This window comes from Myxococcus sp. MH1 (assembly GCF_059738865.1).
Genome location: NZ_AP026947.1, coordinates 4,310,045 through 4,327,482, shown reverse-complemented (window position 1 = coordinate 4,327,482; position 17,438 = coordinate 4,310,045). Strand labels below are relative to the sequence as shown.

Genomic DNA, 17,438 nt, shown 5'->3' with positions numbered 1-17,438 from the left:
TCAGTACCTCCCACTCAGCCATTCACCGTTGCCTCGGCGTCGGTGGGCCTCGCGCTTCATTTCGATGTAGACGTGTCGCGCCGTCGCCTCCGGGTCGTCGACGCCCTGAACGACAATCTGCCCCACGCTCACGTTTCCGCCGCTCACTGGAACGACGGGGCTCGGCGTGACGGGCGACGCACCAGGGGCCAGCGGCGCCCCTCCTATCGGGTCCTGCGCGTTGAAGCGCGCGAGCGCCACCTTGAAGCCCGTCGGGACGTTGGTGAGGGCCTCCGTCGCGCGGTTGGTCGCGGCGGCGTTCTCCCAGGCGGCAACGCCAGCGGCGGCATTCGCAGCGGCGGCGTCATAGCTGGAGTCCTTCAGCGCATCCAAGGCGCCGTCGACCTGGTCCATGGGCACCTTCATGCTCTCCAAGCCCTGCGCCATCTTCTTGAAGGCACCACCGACGAAGGGAATCTTGCCGAGCGTTTTGAACACGCTCGCGATGAACCCGATGATGGCGTTCCAGACCGTCCCAATTCCCTTCACGACGTAGAGGATGCCCATCGCCACCACGCGGATGACGGCGAAGAGTCCCTTCATAATGGGGCCGCTGAGCAGGGTCAGGGGCTGAAGCAGCGCGACGAGAATCTGGCCGAACACCGTCACGACGGGAGCGAGCCCCTCGAAGAGCATGCCGAGCACTTCGAAGATGGGTGTAATCGCCTCGATGGGCTTCGAGAACATCTCCAGCACCGGCACCAGCGCGTCCAGGAGCGGTGTCACCATGTTGAACACGGACGCGAGCAGCGGCAGCACGGGGGCCAACACGCGGCCGATGACGTCCGCCACGTACTGGATGAAGTTCGTCACCATCTGGAGCAACGTGCCGAAGGTCGTCGACTGCGAGAGCAGCTCCGCGACGACGGCAATCAGTCCACCCCACACGCCACCAGCCGACATGCCCTGCTGGAAGCGGTCGACCAGCTCGTAGACACGCCCGAATGCCTGGGAGAAGCGGCTCGTCAGGGCCCGCTTCGCTTCGTCCGCCGCACGGGCGAGCGCGTCGGCGAGTTCCTTCGCTTTGCGGCGCGCGACTTCAGCGATAATGGACGCGGTGTTGCCGACGCTCGCGAGGAACTTCTTCGCGTCAAACTTCCCGACCTCGACGTTGCCGACTTCAATCTCGGGTGACTCCGTGGGCGTGCGTAGCTTGCCCTTCGGCCCGAGCATGTCGTCGAAGACACCGCCGAACTTCTCGCGGAGGAACGCGGCGGCATCTCCTCCCATCATCTTCACGCCGTCAAAGGCGTAGCTTGCCCCGTAGGACACACCCTCCCAGACGGACACCATCCCATCGCGAAGCGTGCCGACAGTGCTGTCGACGAGTCCCTTCAGCCCGCCGAGCACGGTGTCGCCCGTCAAATCCTTCAGCCCCTCCAGCGCGCCCGCGACGCCGTCGAGGCTCAGCGCACGCGCGAGAGGCGCCGCCAGTCGAGCCAGGTTGCGCACCACGAAGGCGAAGGTGTCGAGCTGCCGCCGCGCCCACATGCCCACGACAGCCGCCAGCCCCGCGAAGACTTCCTGGAAGAACCTCGCGACGCGCGACGCGACGTCCGTCACCGCCCGCCACATGGCGACGAAGGCGTCACGCATCCCCGTGCTGCTGTCGTGCCATGCCTTGTAGAGCGTGCCCGCGAGCATGACGACGCCTGCCACCGCCAGCGCAACCGCGGCGAGTGGCGCGCCCACCGTCAGGATGCGAGCGGCAGCGTTGCGGAACGCCTTCGCGAAGCTCTCGTCGACCTGCTCGGCCCCCTTCGCGACCTTCTTCAGGTTGCCTTCGACGACGGGCGTCTCAGCGCGGAGGAATGACGAGAAGCGCACCACGGACTTGCCGGCCCCATCCAACGCGGGCACCACGAAGGCCAGGAAGCTCTCGGCCATCTGCTTCACCGCGCCCGCCACCTTGCCGACGGCCCCGCCCGCGAGCCCCGCCGCCGTGCCCCAGAAGAGGAAGCTCCCCATGGAGGACTTCACCGCAGGGTCCAACCGTTGGAACCACCCGAGGGCCAACTCCAACGAGTCGGAGAGCCGCTCCAGGTGAGGGAGAATCGCGTCGCCAATCTCCGCGCCGACGTTCTGAAAGACGAGCGCGATTCGGTCCATGCGCTCCGTCACCGAAGCGTCGAAGGCAGCCGCCGCCGCGAGCGCCCCATACAGGCCCGCGCTCACAATCGCGCCAATCTCTCCAATCTTATTGCCGAGCTGCTCGACCTTCCCAGCGGTGGCGGCCACGTCGGAGACAATCTTCCGCATGGACTTGGAGAACTCGCCGACGGCGGCCGTCACGACGACATAGACGTCCCCGACTTTGAGACCACCACCCGCCATGACGAATCACCTCCGACGCAAACGTCGAACCGACTGCTGTCCTTGTGGAGACGTGCCCGAGGCGGTTGGCGAGGAAGAGCGGCGCTCCAACTCCTCGGCCTCTTTCCGGGCGTAGGCCACCAGCCCGACGACGTCTTCGTAAGCCATCGCCCGCACTGTGTCGGGCGGCACCTTCAGGAGAGACGCGACCCCGTAGAGCAGACTCGCCTCGGGGTCGCCGTCTATTTTCCCCGCATCTTCTCTTCGGTGACGTTGAACACGTCCGTGAGGTCCGTCGCGAAGTCCTCCAGCCACGACTCGTCCAGCAGCTCGTCGACGTCGTTGACGGAGAACATGGGGCGGCCCGTCTCCGCGTCCTGCATGACGCACACGGCGATTCGCGCCAGCATGCGCGCGCCGGCCCTATCGCCCGTCGGCTCGTTCTTCTCCGTCATCTCCCCGGCCGCGCGTGCCTGCTCAATCAGCCGCAGCCGGTCGCCCATGGTGGGCTTGATGATGTCCACCTTGACGCCATCAATCTCGACGGACTTCACGACGCGCCGGTTCTTCGCGAGCAGCTTGTGTTTGTTCGACATGTGCTTTCCTTCCGGCAGTGGTTCAGGGGATGCCGTAGCCCCAGGCGATGGCGCCGCCGCTCCCCATGGGGAAGGCGTGGCCGATGAACTTCACCGTGCGCTCGTAGAGGGCCCCGGGCGTCAGCTTGTGCGACAGCTCAGGCACCTTCACCCAGGCGCGGAACACCTCGGAGCCAGCGCCCTTGCTCACCTCGACGAGCAGCGGAGCGCCATCCTCGAAGCGCACGTCGAGCGCCGTCAGGCCCACCAGCTCCCCGGAGAAGTCCCGCAGCGACACCGCGCGCCGCTTGTACCCATCCCCCATGACTTGCAGCTCGACGACGTCGTTCGTCACCGACAGGGAGATGGAGCGCACCAGCGCCACGGGAAGGGTTGGGAGCGAGGCGCCCGAGACACGCACGCGCGCCGAAGGCCCTGGAGCGCTGGCGAGGTGGACGAATCCGAAGAGTGCGTCGACAACGGCCTCGGCATCCTCCCATTCGTCACCGTCGGACGAGGTCTCGACGAGCACAGGTGCCCCAGGGGCGAGCCGACGAAGGGCCGGGTCGACGATTCGGAACACGCCACCCGCCACGAGGGCGGCGTCGGCATTGAGGAACTCTTCCGGCTCGCCCGCGATGGAGAGGGAGCCGACGTGCGCGGGGATGACCGACATCAGACGGCCACCGGGGCGCCGTTGCCCAGGAGCTTGCACGAGAACTCGACGACACCACCGGGTGTCATCTTCTCGTCGTAGCTGTTGACCACCATGGGGATGCGCTTGCCCTTGCTGCCAGCGGCGGCGCCCGGGTCGAAGACGAACGTCACGTAGACGGTGCCCCCCGTGTCGCGTGCGTCGCGCAGGACTGACTGCGGCGCGTCGCCCTCCATGAAGTGGCCGGACAGGTCCGCGCTCGTGTCCTTCAGCGTCTGGACGCGGGACTTGTAGCCCGAGCCTCCGAGGTAGTTCGTCTCGGTGAAGTCGCCCGTCTCGCTCAGCGACGCGTCGGTGAGTCCATCCACACGGTCCGCAGGCAGCGCGGCATTCGTGTCCGAGCGCACCGACACGCTATCGAGGTGGGCAGCAACAGGGGTGGACATGCGAGTGCCTATCGGCTCGGGAAGAGCCGCGAGAGGGTTGAAAGAATCTGGGCCGCCACCGCCTTGCGGAACTTCGCGCGACCCTTCCTCGCGGGCTTGCGCAGGAAGTGGACGGGCTCGGCGAAGCGCTGCTCTCCCCAGTGGAAGCCTTCGTGAATGGCGCCGGCCGCGTCGTGCGCGTAGCCGGCCGTCGCGCTGACACTCGACTTTTCGCGATTCACCTCCGGGCCATCGACGAACCCCGAGGTGCTCAGCGGCGGCTTGCCGTCCGTGTCCCTCTTACCGACGGGGACGAGGGCCCGGCTCGCCTGGAGCACCGTGGAAGCGTGCGCGTGGGCCAGCGGAGCCAGGTCTTCCAGCACGGGCCGTTCGACCTTGCGCAGCTTGTCGAGCAGTCTGAAGTCCAGGGTGACTTTGAGTGCCATTGCCCCCTGTAAATGCGTGTGACTTCCGGGAGTGGCTCACGCGCCCGAATCGACGAAGGACGCGTCCACGGTGAAGGTCCACCAGTGGCGGTCACTGCCATCCGTGCCGATGTAGTTGGGACTGCCCTCGTCGACTTCTATCAGCACGTAGGACGCGGCATCCGCGAGGTGCAGCACCCCGAGGGCCGCGAGCGCGAGGGACTGTCCCGCCCGGAAGCTCTCGCGGTCCGAGCGCACGCGAACCTGACAGGTGACGGTCCGGTACGACTTGCGCCCTCCCAAGTAGCCCTGCGGCGGGTCGCCTCCCGTCTGGAGCACGAAGCACGAGACGTCCGGCACCGTCGCGTCGTCGTCCTCAAGCGTGGGCCCCAGGAAGAGGTTGGTGCCGACGCGAAGGCCCAGCTCCGCTGCTGCGAGGAGACTCGCAACGTCGGCGGCGGTATCCCGAGCCATCAGAGCCAGACCTTCCGGTAGCGCACCACGCCTCCACCGTCGACGTGCTCGTCAACGGCGGCAGGGCGGCGGGCGTGGTTGAAGTCGCTGGTGTCGTCGCCCTTGAACCAGAGCCGATGACGCAACGTGAGCGGCGCGGCGGTGTAGACGACGAAGGACGCGACGAACTCGGCGCCGTTGGCGTCGCGAATCAGCTTGCGGCTCGGTTGGATGCGCGCGCGGGCCTCATGGACGGGCCCCAGGAGTGGAGCCCCCCAGGCGTCGCGGCCCGTGACTTCGGCGTAGCGGACGAGCTGCCGGAAGTGAGTCTCGGGGCCGCCCATCAGCTCGCCCTCCACAGGACGTGCGGCGCGACGAGCAGTTCCGCGCGGGGATTCGCGAGGTGCTGGCCCGCCCCCCGCTCCCGGTAGCTCACGGACCAATCCCCAAGGCTCTCAGCAGACACGTCGGCGTCGCGCCCCCGGCCCCGGTAGAGCGCGCAGGCTTCGAGGATGGCGGCTTCCTCGACTTCAGCCGGCAGGGTGACGGGGCCCAGGGACGCGTCGCCGGCCACCTGCCCAGGAGTCACGAAGCCGCCCGTGTACGTCACCGCCAGCGCCCCGGGATGGCCCTGGCGGCTGTCCACCGTGAGGGTGACAAGCCCGCCGACATGCGCCGTCTCGGGCCACACGCCGGAGAGCCGGTAGAGGAGCCCCCCTGCCGCGAGGTCCCCGGCGATGGTGTAGGCCAGGGCGTCGAGCAGTTCGCCCCCAACACGCACCTGGAGGACTTCCACCAGCGGCGGGCGGGCGAGCAGGACGTAGGGGCGCGCGTAGCTGGCGGGGTACTCCGTCACCGTGGCCCGCTCAAAGGCCCGGCCACACAGGGCGGCAATGGCGCCGCTCGCGGCACTGACGCAGCGCTCAACGTGTGGGTCGACGGCCACGCCCAGGTCGGCGGCCACGGTGGCGGCAAGGCAGAGGTCTGTCGGACGGGCCATGGAAGGGGCTCAGGAGGGCCTAGGAGCGACGAAGCCGGGGCCAGGAGGGGTGAGGGGCCCCGGCTTCGTCTCGTGGCGCTAGGTGGCGGGAATCTCGTCGGGGCCGCACAGGACAATCAGGCTGGACGCGCCGAGCGTCGGGGACGTGCCGCCCGTGAGGGCCACCGTCTCGACGACGCGCAGGTAGCGGCGCGCAGTGGGCAACCGGACGTTGACCCGGGCCACGGCGTTGGGGGCCGTGAGGGGCTCGACAGCGGCACCGGGGAGGTCGGTCCATCCGTTCTGGCCGTCGGCGCTGTCCTGGAGCTTCGCGGCAAGCGACAGGGCCGACGGCGCGCCCGTGGCGGCACCTGTCGAAGCCGTCAGCACGCAGGAGTCGAAGCCCATGCGGTCGATGGCGGCGCTGTTGCGAGTCCCCGCGCCAACGGCGGCGGGCACGGTTCCGGGGCGAATGCCGACGAGCACGCCCGCGTCGGTGGAACTGGCGTTCATGGTGGGGCCTCTCAGGTGCCGTAGGTGATGGAGCTGAACGCCTTCGGCTGGCGGACCTTGAAGTCCCCCTTCACGATGGCGCGAACGGTGGTCTCGTCGAACTCGGCCCGCGTGTCGTGCTCGCTCAGAATCAGGTCCTCGTCGATTCCGTAGATGAACTGACGCCAGTCGGCCGAGAAGGTGATTCGAGTCGCGGGGACGCGCGTCGTCATCACGAAGGGGAAGCCCCGAATGGTGCCCCGGTCGAGCATCTCCTGTCGGAACACCCAGACTCCGGAGTTCTGGAGCTGAAGCAGCGCCGTAGCCCGCGTCGGGTGAAGCACCCAGGCCGCATTGCCCATGCGGACATGCGCCGTCAGCGGCAGCTCCACCGCCTTATCGATGTCGGCCAGGTACGCGGCGGCCGTGGTGCCCGTCGACGCGAAAGAGTGCGCCGCGTCGAGCTGCGCGAAGAGCCCCTTCGGCGCCGGGCCCGACCCATCGCCGTTGAAGCCCGCGTCGTCGAGCCCGTCCGCCACCGTCGCGCGGATGTCCTCGCCCACGCCCGCGTCACCGACTCCCGGGGTGCGCAGCAAGTCGTTGCTGATGTCGGTCAGCACCATGCCCTTGTGCGCCTTGAGTACAACCTTGCCGTACTTGGGCGCGCTCTTCGGCACCGTCTCGCCTTCACCCACCCAGCGGAACTCGGAGGTGCCCGTCTGCCGCCCCATATGCAGCTCGCCCTTGAATGCCTGAGTCCTCACACCCAGCTTGAGCAGCGCGGCCTCGGGCCGCAGGAACTCGATGACCTCGCCGCTCTGCTGGATGGGCACCAGCACACCCGCCGAGTCGAACTTGCTGAGCTGAACGGCCTTCTGCACGTCGGCATTGCCGAAGCGCTTCGCGGCGTCGACCAGTTCGACGGCGCCCGTGCGACGGCCCGCCGCGATGACGCTCTTCGCGAACGCACCGAGGTTCTCGACGCTCGAATAGACGCCTCCCGGGAGCGCCCCCTTGTCCGACTCCACTCGGCCGGGCGCGCTTCGTGCGGCGGCGTCCATCAGCTCGCGCGCCACCTCGGGCCCCAGTGCCTTCACCATCTCTGCAACCTGCTCGCGCGTCATTGCTTCACTCCTCGGATGTAGCCCTTGAATGCCTCGACGAAGCGCTTCGCGGCGTCGGGGGCGTTGAAGTCCTCTTCGTCCTCGTCGTCCGCCTTCGGCGAGTCGGCGGGCGCCTCTTTCGTCTCGGGCGCGGGCTCGTCGGCCGCTTCCGGCGATTCGGTCTCGTCCTCGTCGTCCGTCGACTTCGCTTCGGCGCGTGCGTCGAGCAGCTCAACGACGCGCGCGGCAATCCGCTCGACGATGTCCTCGCCCTCGTCCTCGAAGGACTTCGCCCTCACGGCCCGAGCGTTTCCCGGAATCGTCACGACGGAGACTTCGAGCAGCTCTTGCGCGTCGCAGTCGTAGCCGCCCCGCTCGTTCTGCCGGTACTGGCCCGGGAGCATGAGGTAGCGGACGGAGACGGCATTCAGGATGCCCTTGGACACCTTGCGCTCGACTCGCTTCGCGAACTCGTCCTCGTCGTCGAACTCCACGTCGACCATCAGGGCGTCACCCTCGACGTAGACCCGCCCCTTGCCGATGGGCAACTGCGGCTCGGCGCCCGACGATGCGGCTTCGGCCCCGTCGTCGTGGTTGAAGAGGACGACGCCGTTGGCGTTGTAGCCGTCGACGCGCCAGCCCTTCACGTTGAGCCGGTCCGAGTAGCGGTCGAAGTCTCCGTCACTCGCCCGGAACTTGTAGACGCGCCGCCCGCCGACGGACTCGACGGCGCTCAACGTCGCCGCGTCCTTTCGGACGGCGCTCAAGCTCAGGGAGCGTGTAATGGGTCGTGTCATTCCCCCTGTAAATGCGTGTGACTTCTGGGAGTGGCTCAGCGCTCGCTTGCAGCTTCGGCATGCGCTTCCGCTGAGCTGCCCTCGGCGGGCGTCGGTGTCTGCCCCGGCTCATTGGGCTTCTGGCCCGGCAACAGCTCCGCGAAGCCCTTGCGCTCGGCGTGGGGCTTGAAGCCCGCTTCGGTGCGCCACTCGTCGAAGGTGAAGGCGCTCGGGAGTGTCCCCATCACCCTCAAGCGGTGTTCACGGTCGGCCGGCACGGGTGAGTCGTAGGAGAGCAGGACGTCGTCGTTGAAGCGCGGGGCCAGGTACTTCTGCACGGCGGCCAGGAAGACTTCCGCGCGCGGCTTCGTGGCCTGCTCGGCGAGGTGCTCGCGCGCGGCGTAGCTCGTCGCCTTGTTGCTGCTCGTCACGTCGCCCACAATCTCCGGGGGCACGCGGTACACCATCCGGATGTAGTCCATCAGGAAGCGGCGCAGGTCGACGAGCTGCATGTCGCGAAAGGGCGTGTCGAGCCGCGCGAAGGTCGTCTTGCCGCTCGTAATCATCACCCGGCCGGCATTGGCGGGGCCTCCGTACTCGCGCGCGAGGCTTTCCTTGAAGGCGCGCGCGGGCCCGGCCTGTCCCTCGTTGAAGCCCTCAATCGCGATGACGGCGCCGGGCAACATGTTGTTGAAGAAGGCATTCTTCGTGAAGCGCGCGGCGTGCTCGTCGGTGTCGACCTCGTCGCCCAGGGCGTAGGCGATGCCGATGCCGCGGCCGAGCGGGTCCGCAGGGTTCAGCCGCCTCACGTAGACGACGCTCGCGGCGGGCAGCGAGAACATGCGCCCACCCGCCGTCACCGTGTACGTGCGCTCCGCCTTCGGCTTGCTCAAGTCGGGCAGCGCGAGCACGCAGTCGGGAGGCACCGGCCACAGTCCCACAGGCACGCTAGCAAGCTCCTCGACGACGGCGAAGAACTCGCCCGTCAGGTCGTAGTGCAGGCAGAACAGCTTCGCGAAGTCGCGGCCCGTCATCATGTCGTTTGGGTCCGCGAGCAGTCGCAACAGGGGATGGTCCGCCAGTTCCACCGCGCCGCCCAACTCCACGAGCGACTTCAACCGCTCCCGGCGCATGTCGCCACAGGCCCGGCGCAGCGACACGTCGACGAGCGCCTTCCTCGTCGCGGGGTCCTGCCGCACGAAGGCGCGCCACGTCACGTCCGCGAAGGCGTCGCCCACCGTGTCGACGATGGTCCCAAGCCACGGCATCTCCGCGTAGGCCGCGAGCAGCGCGGGCACTTCGCGGCGCGGCGGGGCCGACGTCCACCGGCTCAGCTCCAGCCCTGTTCCCTTGCGATTGCTGCCACCGCCCAGCGCGGCGCGCATCTTGTCGAGCAACCCCATACCCATCACCTCACACCGCGAAGAACTGCTCGGCGAACACGAGGTCGTGGACGCCCCAGCAGAAGGCATCGGCACGGTCATCACGCCGCCCGTTGATGCCGGTGAACTTGCTGAGCTGCTGTTCGAGCTTGGGGAACGTCCCGACGAACTCGACGCGGCTCGCCTCGGCAAGGGCGGACACGGGCTCAGCGCGCTTGCTCTTCGCGCTCGTCGCCCGGACGGGCTTCACGTTGACGGACACGCCCATCTCGCCCGCGACAGTGGAGATAAGCGTCTCCACCATCTCCCCGCCCGTGTTCACCTCCACCACGAGCGCGTCACAGCCCCACTCCAGATAGGCGCGAATGGCCTTCGTCGCCCATTCCCTAGGACTGGCCCGGCACGACAGGTCCGCGAGCACCGACACGCGCTTGAGCGGGATGCCGTCGGCACCGAACAGCGCGCTCGACTTGCAGCCCTCGACGATGATTCCCGTCTCGTCGGAGCCCGTCTCACTCGTCGGGCTCGGGTCCACGCTGACGATGCGCCGGTCCAACTGCTGCGCGTAATCGTGCGGGTCCGAGTCGACACGCCGCCACTTCGCCGAGCCGAAGATGGCCCCCGGCGTGTCGAGCAGCAGTCGCCCGAGCACCTCTTGCTGCCCCCAACGCGTCCCCGCCAGCGCACGCATGTTCGCCACGGCAGTGGGCGCCAGGTTCGCGGCGTTGCTCAGCGACGAGCCCGTGCGCAGCACGACGCCCGGCTTCAATTCCTGGGTCTCCGTGTTCGAGAAGAGCAGCTCTTCAATCTTCTTCAGCGGGCGCGGCGTCCCCGTCAGCAGGAGCTGCGGCGGGTCCTCGCGCGAGCCGATGCGCAGCACCAGGGGAAGCTGGTCCACCGCCGCCATGTCGTGTTTCCACGAAGCGGGCTCGTCGCCCCAGCCCCAGCCGGCATTCGGGCCGCGCAGCCGGTCGGGCTTATCCGCCGAGTAGCAGATGGCGTAGACGCCGTTCGGCCACGTCACCCGGCGCTTGCTGGGCTCGTACTTGGGGGTGAACCAGGGCGGCGACAGGGCGAGGATGCCGGACGCACCGCGAATCATCGTGTCGCGCACGTCCGCCGCCGTCGGGCCAATCAGCGCCCCGACGCTCTTCGCCTGCCACGCTTTCTTGATGACCCACCGCGCGCCGCACCACGTCTTCCCGAAGCCGCGCCCGGCCATCACGAAGCACGTCGAGAACTTGTCCGGAGGGGTCTGCTCGCGCCGCGCCCAGTAGTCGAGGTCGTAGACGAGCAGCTCGACTTCCTTGTCGTCGAGCCCGCCGAAGAGCTTCGCGAGCTGCGCGCGGGAGCCGGCCACCTGGACCATCCTCGACGCGGGCGACTCGTGGGGAGCGAGCCCTTCAGCGAACTTCGCCCAGGCCCCAGTCAGAACGCTGCGCATCACTCGCCCCCCTTCTCATTGGGAGGCACGGGGGAAGCGGCCTCGGTGGCGGGCAGCTCGTCGGGGAGGAACTTCCCCAGCCGGTCAATCAGCAGCTCGCGCAGGGCGGCGGTGTCGGCGGCCTGGTCCTCGGGGCTCTTCGCCTCGACGTTGTCGCGCCGGCCGTACAGCTCCGGGAAGCGTCGGGACAGCAACCACTGGACGTGCTTGGGGTTCGTCGTCGCGGCGGCTTGCAGGGTCTCGGTCGCCCCCTGCATGAACTCGGCTTCCGCCCGGTTCACCGCGACGAAGAACTCGCGGTAGAGCCCGCGCGGCTCGCTCGCGCCACGATGGAACCAGCGGGAGAGGGTCTGCTCGTCGACGCCCACGAGGCCCGCCGCCGCTCGACGGAAGAGGCCGGACCTCAAGTGGTCGCAGATCTGCTGCTGAAGCTCAGGGGTGAGTTTGGTCGGTCGTGCCACCCCATCTAAATGCGTGCGGTTTCGCGGGCTTTTTCATGGGGGCGCCCAACAAAACGCAGCGGCCCCAGCGGTTTTCCCAAAAATTTCTGAAAAGTGGTGCGCGCCGAGCAAGCCAGGATTCAGCCCGTGGAAGGAAATGCTAGCCGGGGGCAGCCCAGACAACCCACCCACACAAGAGCACATAGTCACATACCGACAAAGTTGGGCCGCACTTTCCCGATAGCGCAACCGCAACTGAGCGTAGGATATAGTCTACTCAATCAGCAACGCCAGCGAGGTTGAAACGATGTCTTCACCCACCATAAAAATCGACATTCATCCCGACGCAGAAAAGCAATTCCAGCGGCTTCCCACCGCCGCTCGACAATTCGTCCTCAACAACCTATCCACCTGGGTCGAGATTGAGCCCCAAGCAAGCCGCCCAGGAGACGTCAGGGCAAATCCAAACAACTAGACCACTCCAGCCAAAAGCAGCACACCTATAGCATAGCTGGCGTCACCTATACACTCAACTACGGCAACTCCCAGGCCACCATCACCAAGCTTCAACTATCCAGCCCATAAAAACCATGCCCACGACATACTACCTAGACACGAGCGCCGTCCGCAGATTCAGCTCTCGCCTGAATCAGATCGAGACGCCAGATAGAGTCTTCAAAACGTCCGCACTTACTGTCTCCGAACTCGTGAACGGCATCCTTGCATGCGACAAAGAATTCAAGAGCAGGCGGGCCGCACTGACAGCTCTTCTGAGTCTAAAGAGCTGCGAAATCGAGTGGACACTACCAGACAGGCCGCTCGCCCTGTGCTTCTCAGAAATAGAAAAAAACTACACCTTCACTGACAAGCGCCCATCCTCACTCCAGCAACTCGCCCAATGCATAACAACATCCAGCGACCGGGACGACTTCAAAACAAAAGAGTCCAAACTAAAATTGGACTTCGGCAGGCCATATTTCGAAGAATACGACACTAACTTCGGAGATGCCCTGATACAGATGAACCGCCAAGGGAACCCACAGGTCCGAGATGCCTTTGAGAAAGCCAAGGCAGGACAACTAGTCACGCAGGTGCCCCGCGAGATCCTCGACGCCGGATACTCAAAATTCTGCGAGTGGTTCTCGATCGAATGCCGAAAATCAAACGAGTCAATCACCATCCACGGATTGGCGTTGCGAGCTGCAAACGACGTCACAAGCAGGCCAACCGAGGACTTCATCGGCCGCATCTACAACAGCTACGATGGATCAATCGATGCCTTTATTTCAGCATTCTCAAAGACGGCCATGTCCATTGGCACAATGGGGCGAAACGAAGCTCTCGACCTAGCACATCTGTTATTCGTGCGCAAGGATTGGATTCTGGTCACCAATGACAAAAAGATGCTCAACTCTGCACGCGCCGTTGGCCTAAGTACCGTGACAACGTCGGACCTCCTGCTCGTCCAGCCACAATCGACCACGATCTAGGGACCTGGGATGCTGAACACGCGCGACACTAACCTCCATTGTTTGGGGACTGGACCTTCGCAACAGCCCCCTCAGGCGAAGTGGTCACACAAGTGGACTAAGTCAAAATGAGAACATCAGCCCATGAGCCCCTGCGCCAACTTGCCCAAAAATACGCCGACTGGGCGTCCAAAGAACTGTCGCTAGAACCAATCTCGGTAGATCTCGGGCGCGAGGATGGAGACGCTGCATTTGCAGGCCTTGGCCAACTGATAGTCTTTCGACCTACTTATCTCGCAGCCTGCACCCCGCGCCTATTGGCGTTCTCTGTCTTCCATGAAGTCGGCCATCTCTATGCCACTTCCAAGCAGGAGGCAGGTATCCTCAATACATCGGCACACGACGAAGAGTATGTTGCCGACTACGTCGGAGGTTGGCTACTTGGAAAGTGGGGCATTCCTATCCATGAACATCCACTCATCGAGTCAGACATCAGAACAGTGACCGACGGAGTTGGCACCTTCAACACACCCGTAAGCTCATTTCCCACAGACCTAATGCTGCATCTCGGGCTCAACGAAACAGCGTCACATCCAGGTGGCGGACCACGCGTAACACGGTTTGTAGTCAGCGGATGGAGTGACGCCGTCGCAGGGAATCCACTACAGTTCTAGTGCTCGTCGCCCCACAACGACGGGGTACGCTATTCCGCTTGACGAACAAGCCGAACTCGCAGCTCCACCAGGGCTCGCGCCAGCATCCGGTCGACCCGGCTCTTTGGCGCGCCCCATGCTTCGGCCACGGAGCGCACCGACTGCGCGGGGCGGTTGATACCGAAGACGCGCGACACCAGCTCGCGCTGCTGGGGAGCCAACTGCCGCACGGCCTCGAACACGAGGGCTCGTGACTCAGCCGCCAGCAGCATCGCCTCGGGCGTCTCGTCGTCGGCATCGCGTCCCGAGCGCTCGTAGAGTGCGGCCTCCAACTCGTCGAACAGCTCTTCGTGGCCTGGGGAACCGTCCGAGAAATGAGACAGTGTGTCCATGCGATGGATTCGAATCGTGTTGCGCTCGGCATCACGCACTGAACCCGCCGTGCGGCCCTTGTGCGCGCCATCGCTCGGATGCACGTCGCTCGCGTGGAGTCGCGCGTACTGCTCACACGCGGTCCGTGCGCGGAAGTAGGCCACATCGCCGAACGACTGCCGTCCCCTCGACGGGTCGAACTTGTCGACGGTGCGCAGCACGGCCATCGCGGCGACCTGTTCGAGATCTTCAGGCGACAGCGAGCCGGCGAACGGCAGGCACTTGAAGACGGCGCACCGGATGACGGGACGCACGGACACGAGCAGCTCGGCGGACAGGAGTCGCTCAAGCGCGGCGTCCCCGTCCTCTCGGGCCTGAACGATTCGCGTCACGAGGACAGTCTGCTGTGCTGCCTCGGTGACGTACCCGTAGCGTGCAACGGCCCTCCCAGCGCTGGCCCTGAAACATTTGGGCTCGTGAAACATCGCCGCGCGCAAAGCACGCCTCATGCCGACCCCACCCAATTCACACGCAGTCTCAGACACGGTGACACATCGCCCCTCGTAACAGGACCGCACTGCGGCAGCCCAACGGCATGAGTGCCGTCCCTGAGTAAATGCGTGTGACTTCTCACCGTGGCCCAGCGAAGCAGGCGGCAGGAGAAGAAGGCGAGTCGAGCCCGAGGTAGAGACCTCAGCTCCAAACCGACCCTATCTAGTCAACTGACTATCCTCTCTTCTCTTTACTCTCTCTAACTCTCTAAAGATTAAGAAGGTGAAGTAGTATAAGGGAGGAGAAGAGGTAGGGGGAGCTAAGGGGTTTAGCAAGCCAGCCTTTTTGACGAGTGACGAGCTGACACCCCTCCTGCCGGCGAACAAAACGAGCACGCGGGCCACTGCGAGAAGTCACACGCATTTAGCAGGGGTGAGCCAACCACTCGACGTTTCCGCCCCGAAGCCCGTCCCCTCGCCCCTCCATGCCCACCGGCTGAAGGTCGCCTTCTACGCGTCCGCTCAAGACAACGTGCCGCAAGTCGCGGACCTCTCGTGGCCCGAGCTGTCAGCAAAGCTCGTCGCCCATCGTCGCAGCCGCTGCCCGACGTCGCCCTGCCCTCGTGGCTGTCCCGCGAAGAATGGCCCGGCATGGAGCCCCGTCGACATCGTCGAGCGACGACGCACCGAGAACGTGCGCGCCGTCACCGTCGCCGTGTTCGACCTGGACCACCTCAGCGCGTCGCAGCTCTCGTGCCTGGATGCCGTCAGGAATCGGGGACTGGCCTTCGCGGTCCACTCGACGCACAGCAACCGCCCGCCCGAGGACTACTGCCTGCGGCTCGTCATGCCGTTGTCCCGGCCCGTCATGCCCCGGGAGTGGTCCGCCGTTCGCGAGGCCGCAATCCGCCTGCTCAACCTCCCCGCCGACCCGGCCACGAAGGACCTGGCTCGCCTCTACTTCCTGCCGGATGCCCCCGAGGGAGTCGAACCCATGGCCCTCAGCGGCGAGGGAATGCCCCTGGACGTCGACGGGCTGCTCGCCATGGCGCGTTCGGGCCTTCCGGCTACTCCCCCGCCCCCTGATGCCTCTCCGACCGACCTGCACGAGCTGAGGGCCCTTCTGCGGCGCATCCGGAAGCCCGAGCATGTCGACCTCGTGCGCCGAGCCCTTGCCGGTGAGCCCCTGGCCCCCGTCGGCGGCCACGACAACGCCCTGAACGCCCTGATGTCGTGCGCGGCCTTCGTCCTGCCGCTCGCCACGCCCGAATCGGCCATCGTCGAGCTGTTCCGCGCGTCCTTCGCGGCTACGGACTGGCAGGAAGGGACGGAGCACCTGTGCGAGCAGGCCCTCTTCAAGCTGCGGCGCCACAAGGAACGTCGTCGAGCCAGGGACGCGTCGCAGCTCGCCGATAACCGCGCCATCTGGGAGGCCCTCGGCGGGAGCACACCTGCTTCGCTCTCCATCGACGCCCCCGGCTTCGAGGAAGACGCCCCGGACCCCGACGCCTGGGTGGGGGAGCTGCTGCTCGACACCACGAAGGACGGCGGCAAGCGCATTCGCAACTGCGAGGCGAACGTCTTCACGGTGCTCCTCAAGTCCCCCGAGTGGCGCGACGTCTTCCGCTTCAACGAAGTCACGAAGGGGCTCGAAGTGGAGGCCAGCCCGCTCGGCCCCAGTGTGGACCTGGAAACGCTCGACGTGCTCGTCGCCAACTGGATTCAGCTCAGCAAGTACGGACAGCTCGGCCTGATGCCGAAGGCGCACGTCGTCGCGCAGCAGCTCCTCGCCGTGGCGAAGGCCAACAGCTACGACCCGGTGGCCGACTACCTCGCGGAACTCGTCTGGGATGGAAAGCCGCGGCTCGACGAGCTGCTCGTGACGTACTTCGGCGCGCGAGGTGAGCCCAACTACCTGCGGGCCGTCGGAGCGAAGTTCGCCATCTCAGCCGTTGCACGTGCCCTGCGCCCTGGATGCAAGGTCGACACGGTGATGATTCTGGAGGGCCCCCAGGGCCTACGGAAGTCAACGGCGTTCCGGATTCTGGGCGGCAGGTACTTCAGCGACGCGACCATCGATGTCACCAGCAAGGACAGCGCGATGCTGGCCTCTCAGTTCTGGTTCATCGAACTGGCCGAACTGAGCACGTTCCGCAAGAGCGAGGATCAGGCACTCAAGGCGTTCATCACGCGGGTTGAGGACACGTACCGGCCTCCCTACGGACGCGCCAACGTGAAGGCTCCGCGTCGGTGCATCTTCGTCGGGACCACGAACGACGATGACTACCTGAGAGACCCTACGGGGCATCGCCGCTTCTGGCCGGTGAAGTGCACTCGCATCGACACCGAGGGGCTCGCGCGCGACCGCAGCCAGATTTGGGCCGAGGCCGTCGTGCGCTTCCACCAGGGAGAGGACTGGTGGTTGACCAACGAGGAAGCAGCCGGGGCCGAGCAGCAGGCCGCGCTGCGCATGGAGAACGTGGGAGACAGCCGGAAGGAAGTCATCTTGAAATGGCTGCTGGAGATGCCGGCCGACAGGCGGCCCAACGACGTGACGCTGCTCCAGGTCGGCGTCGAAGCCTTCGCGCTTCACCCCGCCCAGGTGGACATGCGGTTCTCACGGGAGATTGGGGCGGCCCTGAAGTCACTGGGCTTCACCCGTGGCCAGCGCCGGATGGGGGACGGGAAGCGCCCGCTGGTCTACTACCTCCCGGACGAACTGAAGAACGCGCCGATGGAGAAGCGTGGCAAGTGACGTGCTCCCCAAGAAGGCATCATCGAGACTGCGCACCATCGCGGCTAGACAATCAATTTGCACCCCGCTTGACAGGACCCTAGAACAACCACCAATAGACCAGCCTTTCAATGGCAGCGCACATCACACAACTACATCCCGTTGATTAGTTCCGAGCCAAAGAGCCCCTACCGACGCATCCTCCGTCTATGCGCAGA

Annotated in this window: 17 protein-coding genes; 2 read left to right on the top strand and 15 right to left on the bottom strand. The window is 66.0% G+C overall.

The features are described from left to right. The 14 genes from AC6JA9_RS17380 to AC6JA9_RS17315 all read right to left on the bottom strand — a co-directional run bounded on the left by AC6JA9_RS17380 (window position 1) and on the right by AC6JA9_RS17315 (window position 11,468). Window positions 1–2,373 carry a phage tail protein gene (locus AC6JA9_RS17380; protein WP_497960201.1) on the bottom strand — a complete coding sequence of 791 codons (2,373 nt, stop codon included), beginning with the start codon at window positions 2,371–2,373 and terminating at the stop codon, window positions 1–3. Window positions 2,374–2,594: 221 nt separating this feature from the next. Next, window positions 2,595–2,948, bottom strand: coding sequence for a phage tail protein (locus tag AC6JA9_RS17375; RefSeq protein ID WP_497960199.1), 354 nt, complete (start codon window positions 2,946–2,948; stop codon window positions 2,595–2,597). 22 nt (window positions 2,949–2,970) lie between these two features. Next, a complete protein-coding gene (locus AC6JA9_RS17370; RefSeq protein WP_497960198.1) occupies window positions 2,971–3,603 on the bottom strand; it encodes a hypothetical protein in 633 nt (210 codons plus the stop codon). After that, window positions 3,603–4,028: a phage tail tube protein gene (locus AC6JA9_RS17365; RefSeq protein WP_497960197.1), complete on the bottom strand. Its 426-nt coding sequence runs from the start codon at window positions 4,026–4,028 to the stop codon at window positions 3,603–3,605. The genes AC6JA9_RS17370 and AC6JA9_RS17365 overlap by 1 nt, the downstream gene beginning before the upstream one ends. Window positions 4,029–4,036: 8 nt before the next feature. Further along, window positions 4,037–4,453, bottom strand: a complete 417-nt coding sequence (locus AC6JA9_RS17360) for a hypothetical protein (RefSeq protein WP_497960195.1) — start codon at window positions 4,451–4,453, stop codon at window positions 4,037–4,039. A gap of 36 nt (window positions 4,454–4,489) precedes the next feature. Beyond that, window positions 4,490–4,906, bottom strand: a complete 417-nt coding sequence (locus tag AC6JA9_RS17355; protein WP_497960194.1) for a hypothetical protein — start codon at window positions 4,904–4,906, stop codon at window positions 4,490–4,492. After that, window positions 4,906–5,229 (bottom strand): hypothetical protein, encoded by a 324-nt coding sequence (locus AC6JA9_RS17350; protein ID WP_497960193.1) that lies wholly within the window; start codon window positions 5,227–5,229, stop codon window positions 4,906–4,908. Before AC6JA9_RS17350 ends, AC6JA9_RS17355 begins: the two co-directional genes overlap by 1 nt. Continuing rightward, a complete protein-coding gene (locus AC6JA9_RS17345; protein WP_497960191.1) occupies window positions 5,229–5,885 on the bottom strand; it encodes a hypothetical protein in 657 nt (218 codons plus the stop codon). The genes AC6JA9_RS17350 and AC6JA9_RS17345 overlap by 1 nt, the downstream gene beginning before the upstream one ends. 78 nt (window positions 5,886–5,963) lie before the next feature. Then, entirely contained in the window at window positions 5,964–6,377 is a 414-nt protein-coding gene (locus AC6JA9_RS17340; RefSeq protein WP_497960190.1) for a hypothetical protein, read from the bottom strand. 11 nt (window positions 6,378–6,388) lie between these two features. Next, window positions 6,389–7,480 (bottom strand): phage major capsid protein, encoded by a 1,092-nt coding sequence (locus AC6JA9_RS17335; RefSeq protein ID WP_497960189.1) that lies wholly within the window; start codon window positions 7,478–7,480, stop codon window positions 6,389–6,391. Beyond that, window positions 7,477–8,256 carry an HK97 family phage prohead protease gene (locus AC6JA9_RS17330; protein WP_497960188.1) on the bottom strand — a complete coding sequence of 260 codons (780 nt, stop codon included), beginning with the start codon at window positions 8,254–8,256 and terminating at the stop codon, window positions 7,477–7,479. Before AC6JA9_RS17330 ends, AC6JA9_RS17335 begins: the two co-directional genes overlap by 4 nt. A 35-nt stretch (window positions 8,257–8,291) precedes the next feature. After that, window positions 8,292–9,638: a phage portal protein gene (locus AC6JA9_RS17325; protein ID WP_497960187.1), complete on the bottom strand. Its 1,347-nt coding sequence runs from the start codon at window positions 9,636–9,638 to the stop codon at window positions 8,292–8,294. 10 nt (window positions 9,639–9,648) lie between these two features. Continuing rightward, the gene (locus AC6JA9_RS17320) at window positions 9,649–10,986 is read right to left on the bottom strand and encodes a terminase large subunit domain-containing protein (protein ID WP_497960706.1); all 1,338 of its coding nucleotides are present in this window, start codon (window positions 10,984–10,986) and stop codon (window positions 9,649–9,651) included. Between the two features lie 74 nt (window positions 10,987–11,060). Further along, complete coding sequence (locus AC6JA9_RS17315) at window positions 11,061–11,468, bottom strand: hypothetical protein (protein ID WP_497960185.1); 408 nt, start codon at window positions 11,466–11,468, stop codon at window positions 11,061–11,063. 623 nt (window positions 11,469–12,091) lie between these two features. On the opposite strand from AC6JA9_RS17315, the gene AC6JA9_RS17310 reads away from it, so the two are divergent. Continuing rightward, window positions 12,092–12,991, top strand: coding sequence for a hypothetical protein (locus AC6JA9_RS17310; RefSeq protein WP_497960184.1), 900 nt, complete (start codon window positions 12,092–12,094; stop codon window positions 12,989–12,991). 682 nt (window positions 12,992–13,673) lie between these two features. Here the strand turns inward: AC6JA9_RS17310 and AC6JA9_RS17305 are convergent. Further along, complete coding sequence (locus AC6JA9_RS17305) at window positions 13,674–14,387, bottom strand: sigma-70 family RNA polymerase sigma factor (protein ID WP_497960183.1); 714 nt, start codon at window positions 14,385–14,387, stop codon at window positions 13,674–13,676. A gap of 445 nt (window positions 14,388–14,832) precedes the next feature. Here AC6JA9_RS17305 and AC6JA9_RS17300 point away from each other — a divergent pair, with 445 nt between their 5' ends. Next, complete coding sequence (locus AC6JA9_RS17300; protein WP_497960182.1) at window positions 14,833–17,241, top strand: virulence-associated E family protein; 2,409 nt, start codon at window positions 14,833–14,835, stop codon at window positions 17,239–17,241. Window positions 17,242–17,438: the final 197 nt, after the last annotated feature.

What these genes read in the sequence shown, in the direction of transcription:
- AC6JA9_RS17380 (WP_497960201.1), bottom strand. Translation starts at nt 2,373, where the DNA reads ATGGCGGGTGGTGGTCTCAAAGTCGGGGACGTCTATGTCGTCGTGACG.
- AC6JA9_RS17375 (WP_497960199.1), bottom strand. Translation starts at nt 2,948, where the DNA reads ATGTCGAACAAACACAAGCTGCTCGCGAAGAACCGGCGCGTCGTGAAG.
- AC6JA9_RS17370 (WP_497960198.1), bottom strand. Translation starts at nt 3,603, where the DNA reads ATGTCGGTCATCCCCGCGCACGTCGGCTCCCTCTCCATCGCGGGCGAG.
- AC6JA9_RS17365 (WP_497960197.1), bottom strand. Translation starts at nt 4,028, where the DNA reads ATGTCCACCCCTGTTGCTGCCCACCTCGATAGCGTGTCGGTGCGCTCG.
- AC6JA9_RS17360 (WP_497960195.1), bottom strand. Translation starts at nt 4,453, where the DNA reads ATGGCACTCAAAGTCACCCTGGACTTCAGACTGCTCGACAAGCTGCGC.
- AC6JA9_RS17355 (WP_497960194.1), bottom strand. Translation starts at nt 4,906, where the DNA reads ATGGCTCGGGATACCGCCGCCGACGTTGCGAGTCTCCTCGCAGCAGCG.
- AC6JA9_RS17350 (WP_497960193.1), bottom strand. Translation starts at nt 5,229, where the DNA reads ATGGGCGGCCCCGAGACTCACTTCCGGCAGCTCGTCCGCTACGCCGAA.
- AC6JA9_RS17345 (WP_497960191.1), bottom strand. Translation starts at nt 5,885, where the DNA reads ATGGCCCGTCCGACAGACCTCTGCCTTGCCGCCACCGTGGCCGCCGAC.
- AC6JA9_RS17340 (WP_497960190.1), bottom strand. Translation starts at nt 6,377, where the DNA reads ATGAACGCCAGTTCCACCGACGCGGGCGTGCTCGTCGGCATTCGCCCC.
- AC6JA9_RS17335 (WP_497960189.1), bottom strand. Translation starts at nt 7,480, where the DNA reads ATGACGCGCGAGCAGGTTGCAGAGATGGTGAAGGCACTGGGGCCCGAG.
- AC6JA9_RS17330 (WP_497960188.1), bottom strand. Translation starts at nt 8,256, where the DNA reads ATGACACGACCCATTACACGCTCCCTGAGCTTGAGCGCCGTCCGAAAG.
- AC6JA9_RS17325 (WP_497960187.1), bottom strand. Translation starts at nt 9,638, where the DNA reads ATGGGGTTGCTCGACAAGATGCGCGCCGCGCTGGGCGGTGGCAGCAAT.
- AC6JA9_RS17320 (WP_497960706.1), bottom strand. Translation starts at nt 10,986, where the DNA reads ATGGTCCAGGTGGCCGGCTCCCGCGCGCAGCTCGCGAAGCTCTTCGGC.
- AC6JA9_RS17310 (WP_497960184.1), top strand. Translation starts at nt 12,092, where the DNA reads ATGCCCACGACATACTACCTAGACACGAGCGCCGTCCGCAGATTCAGC.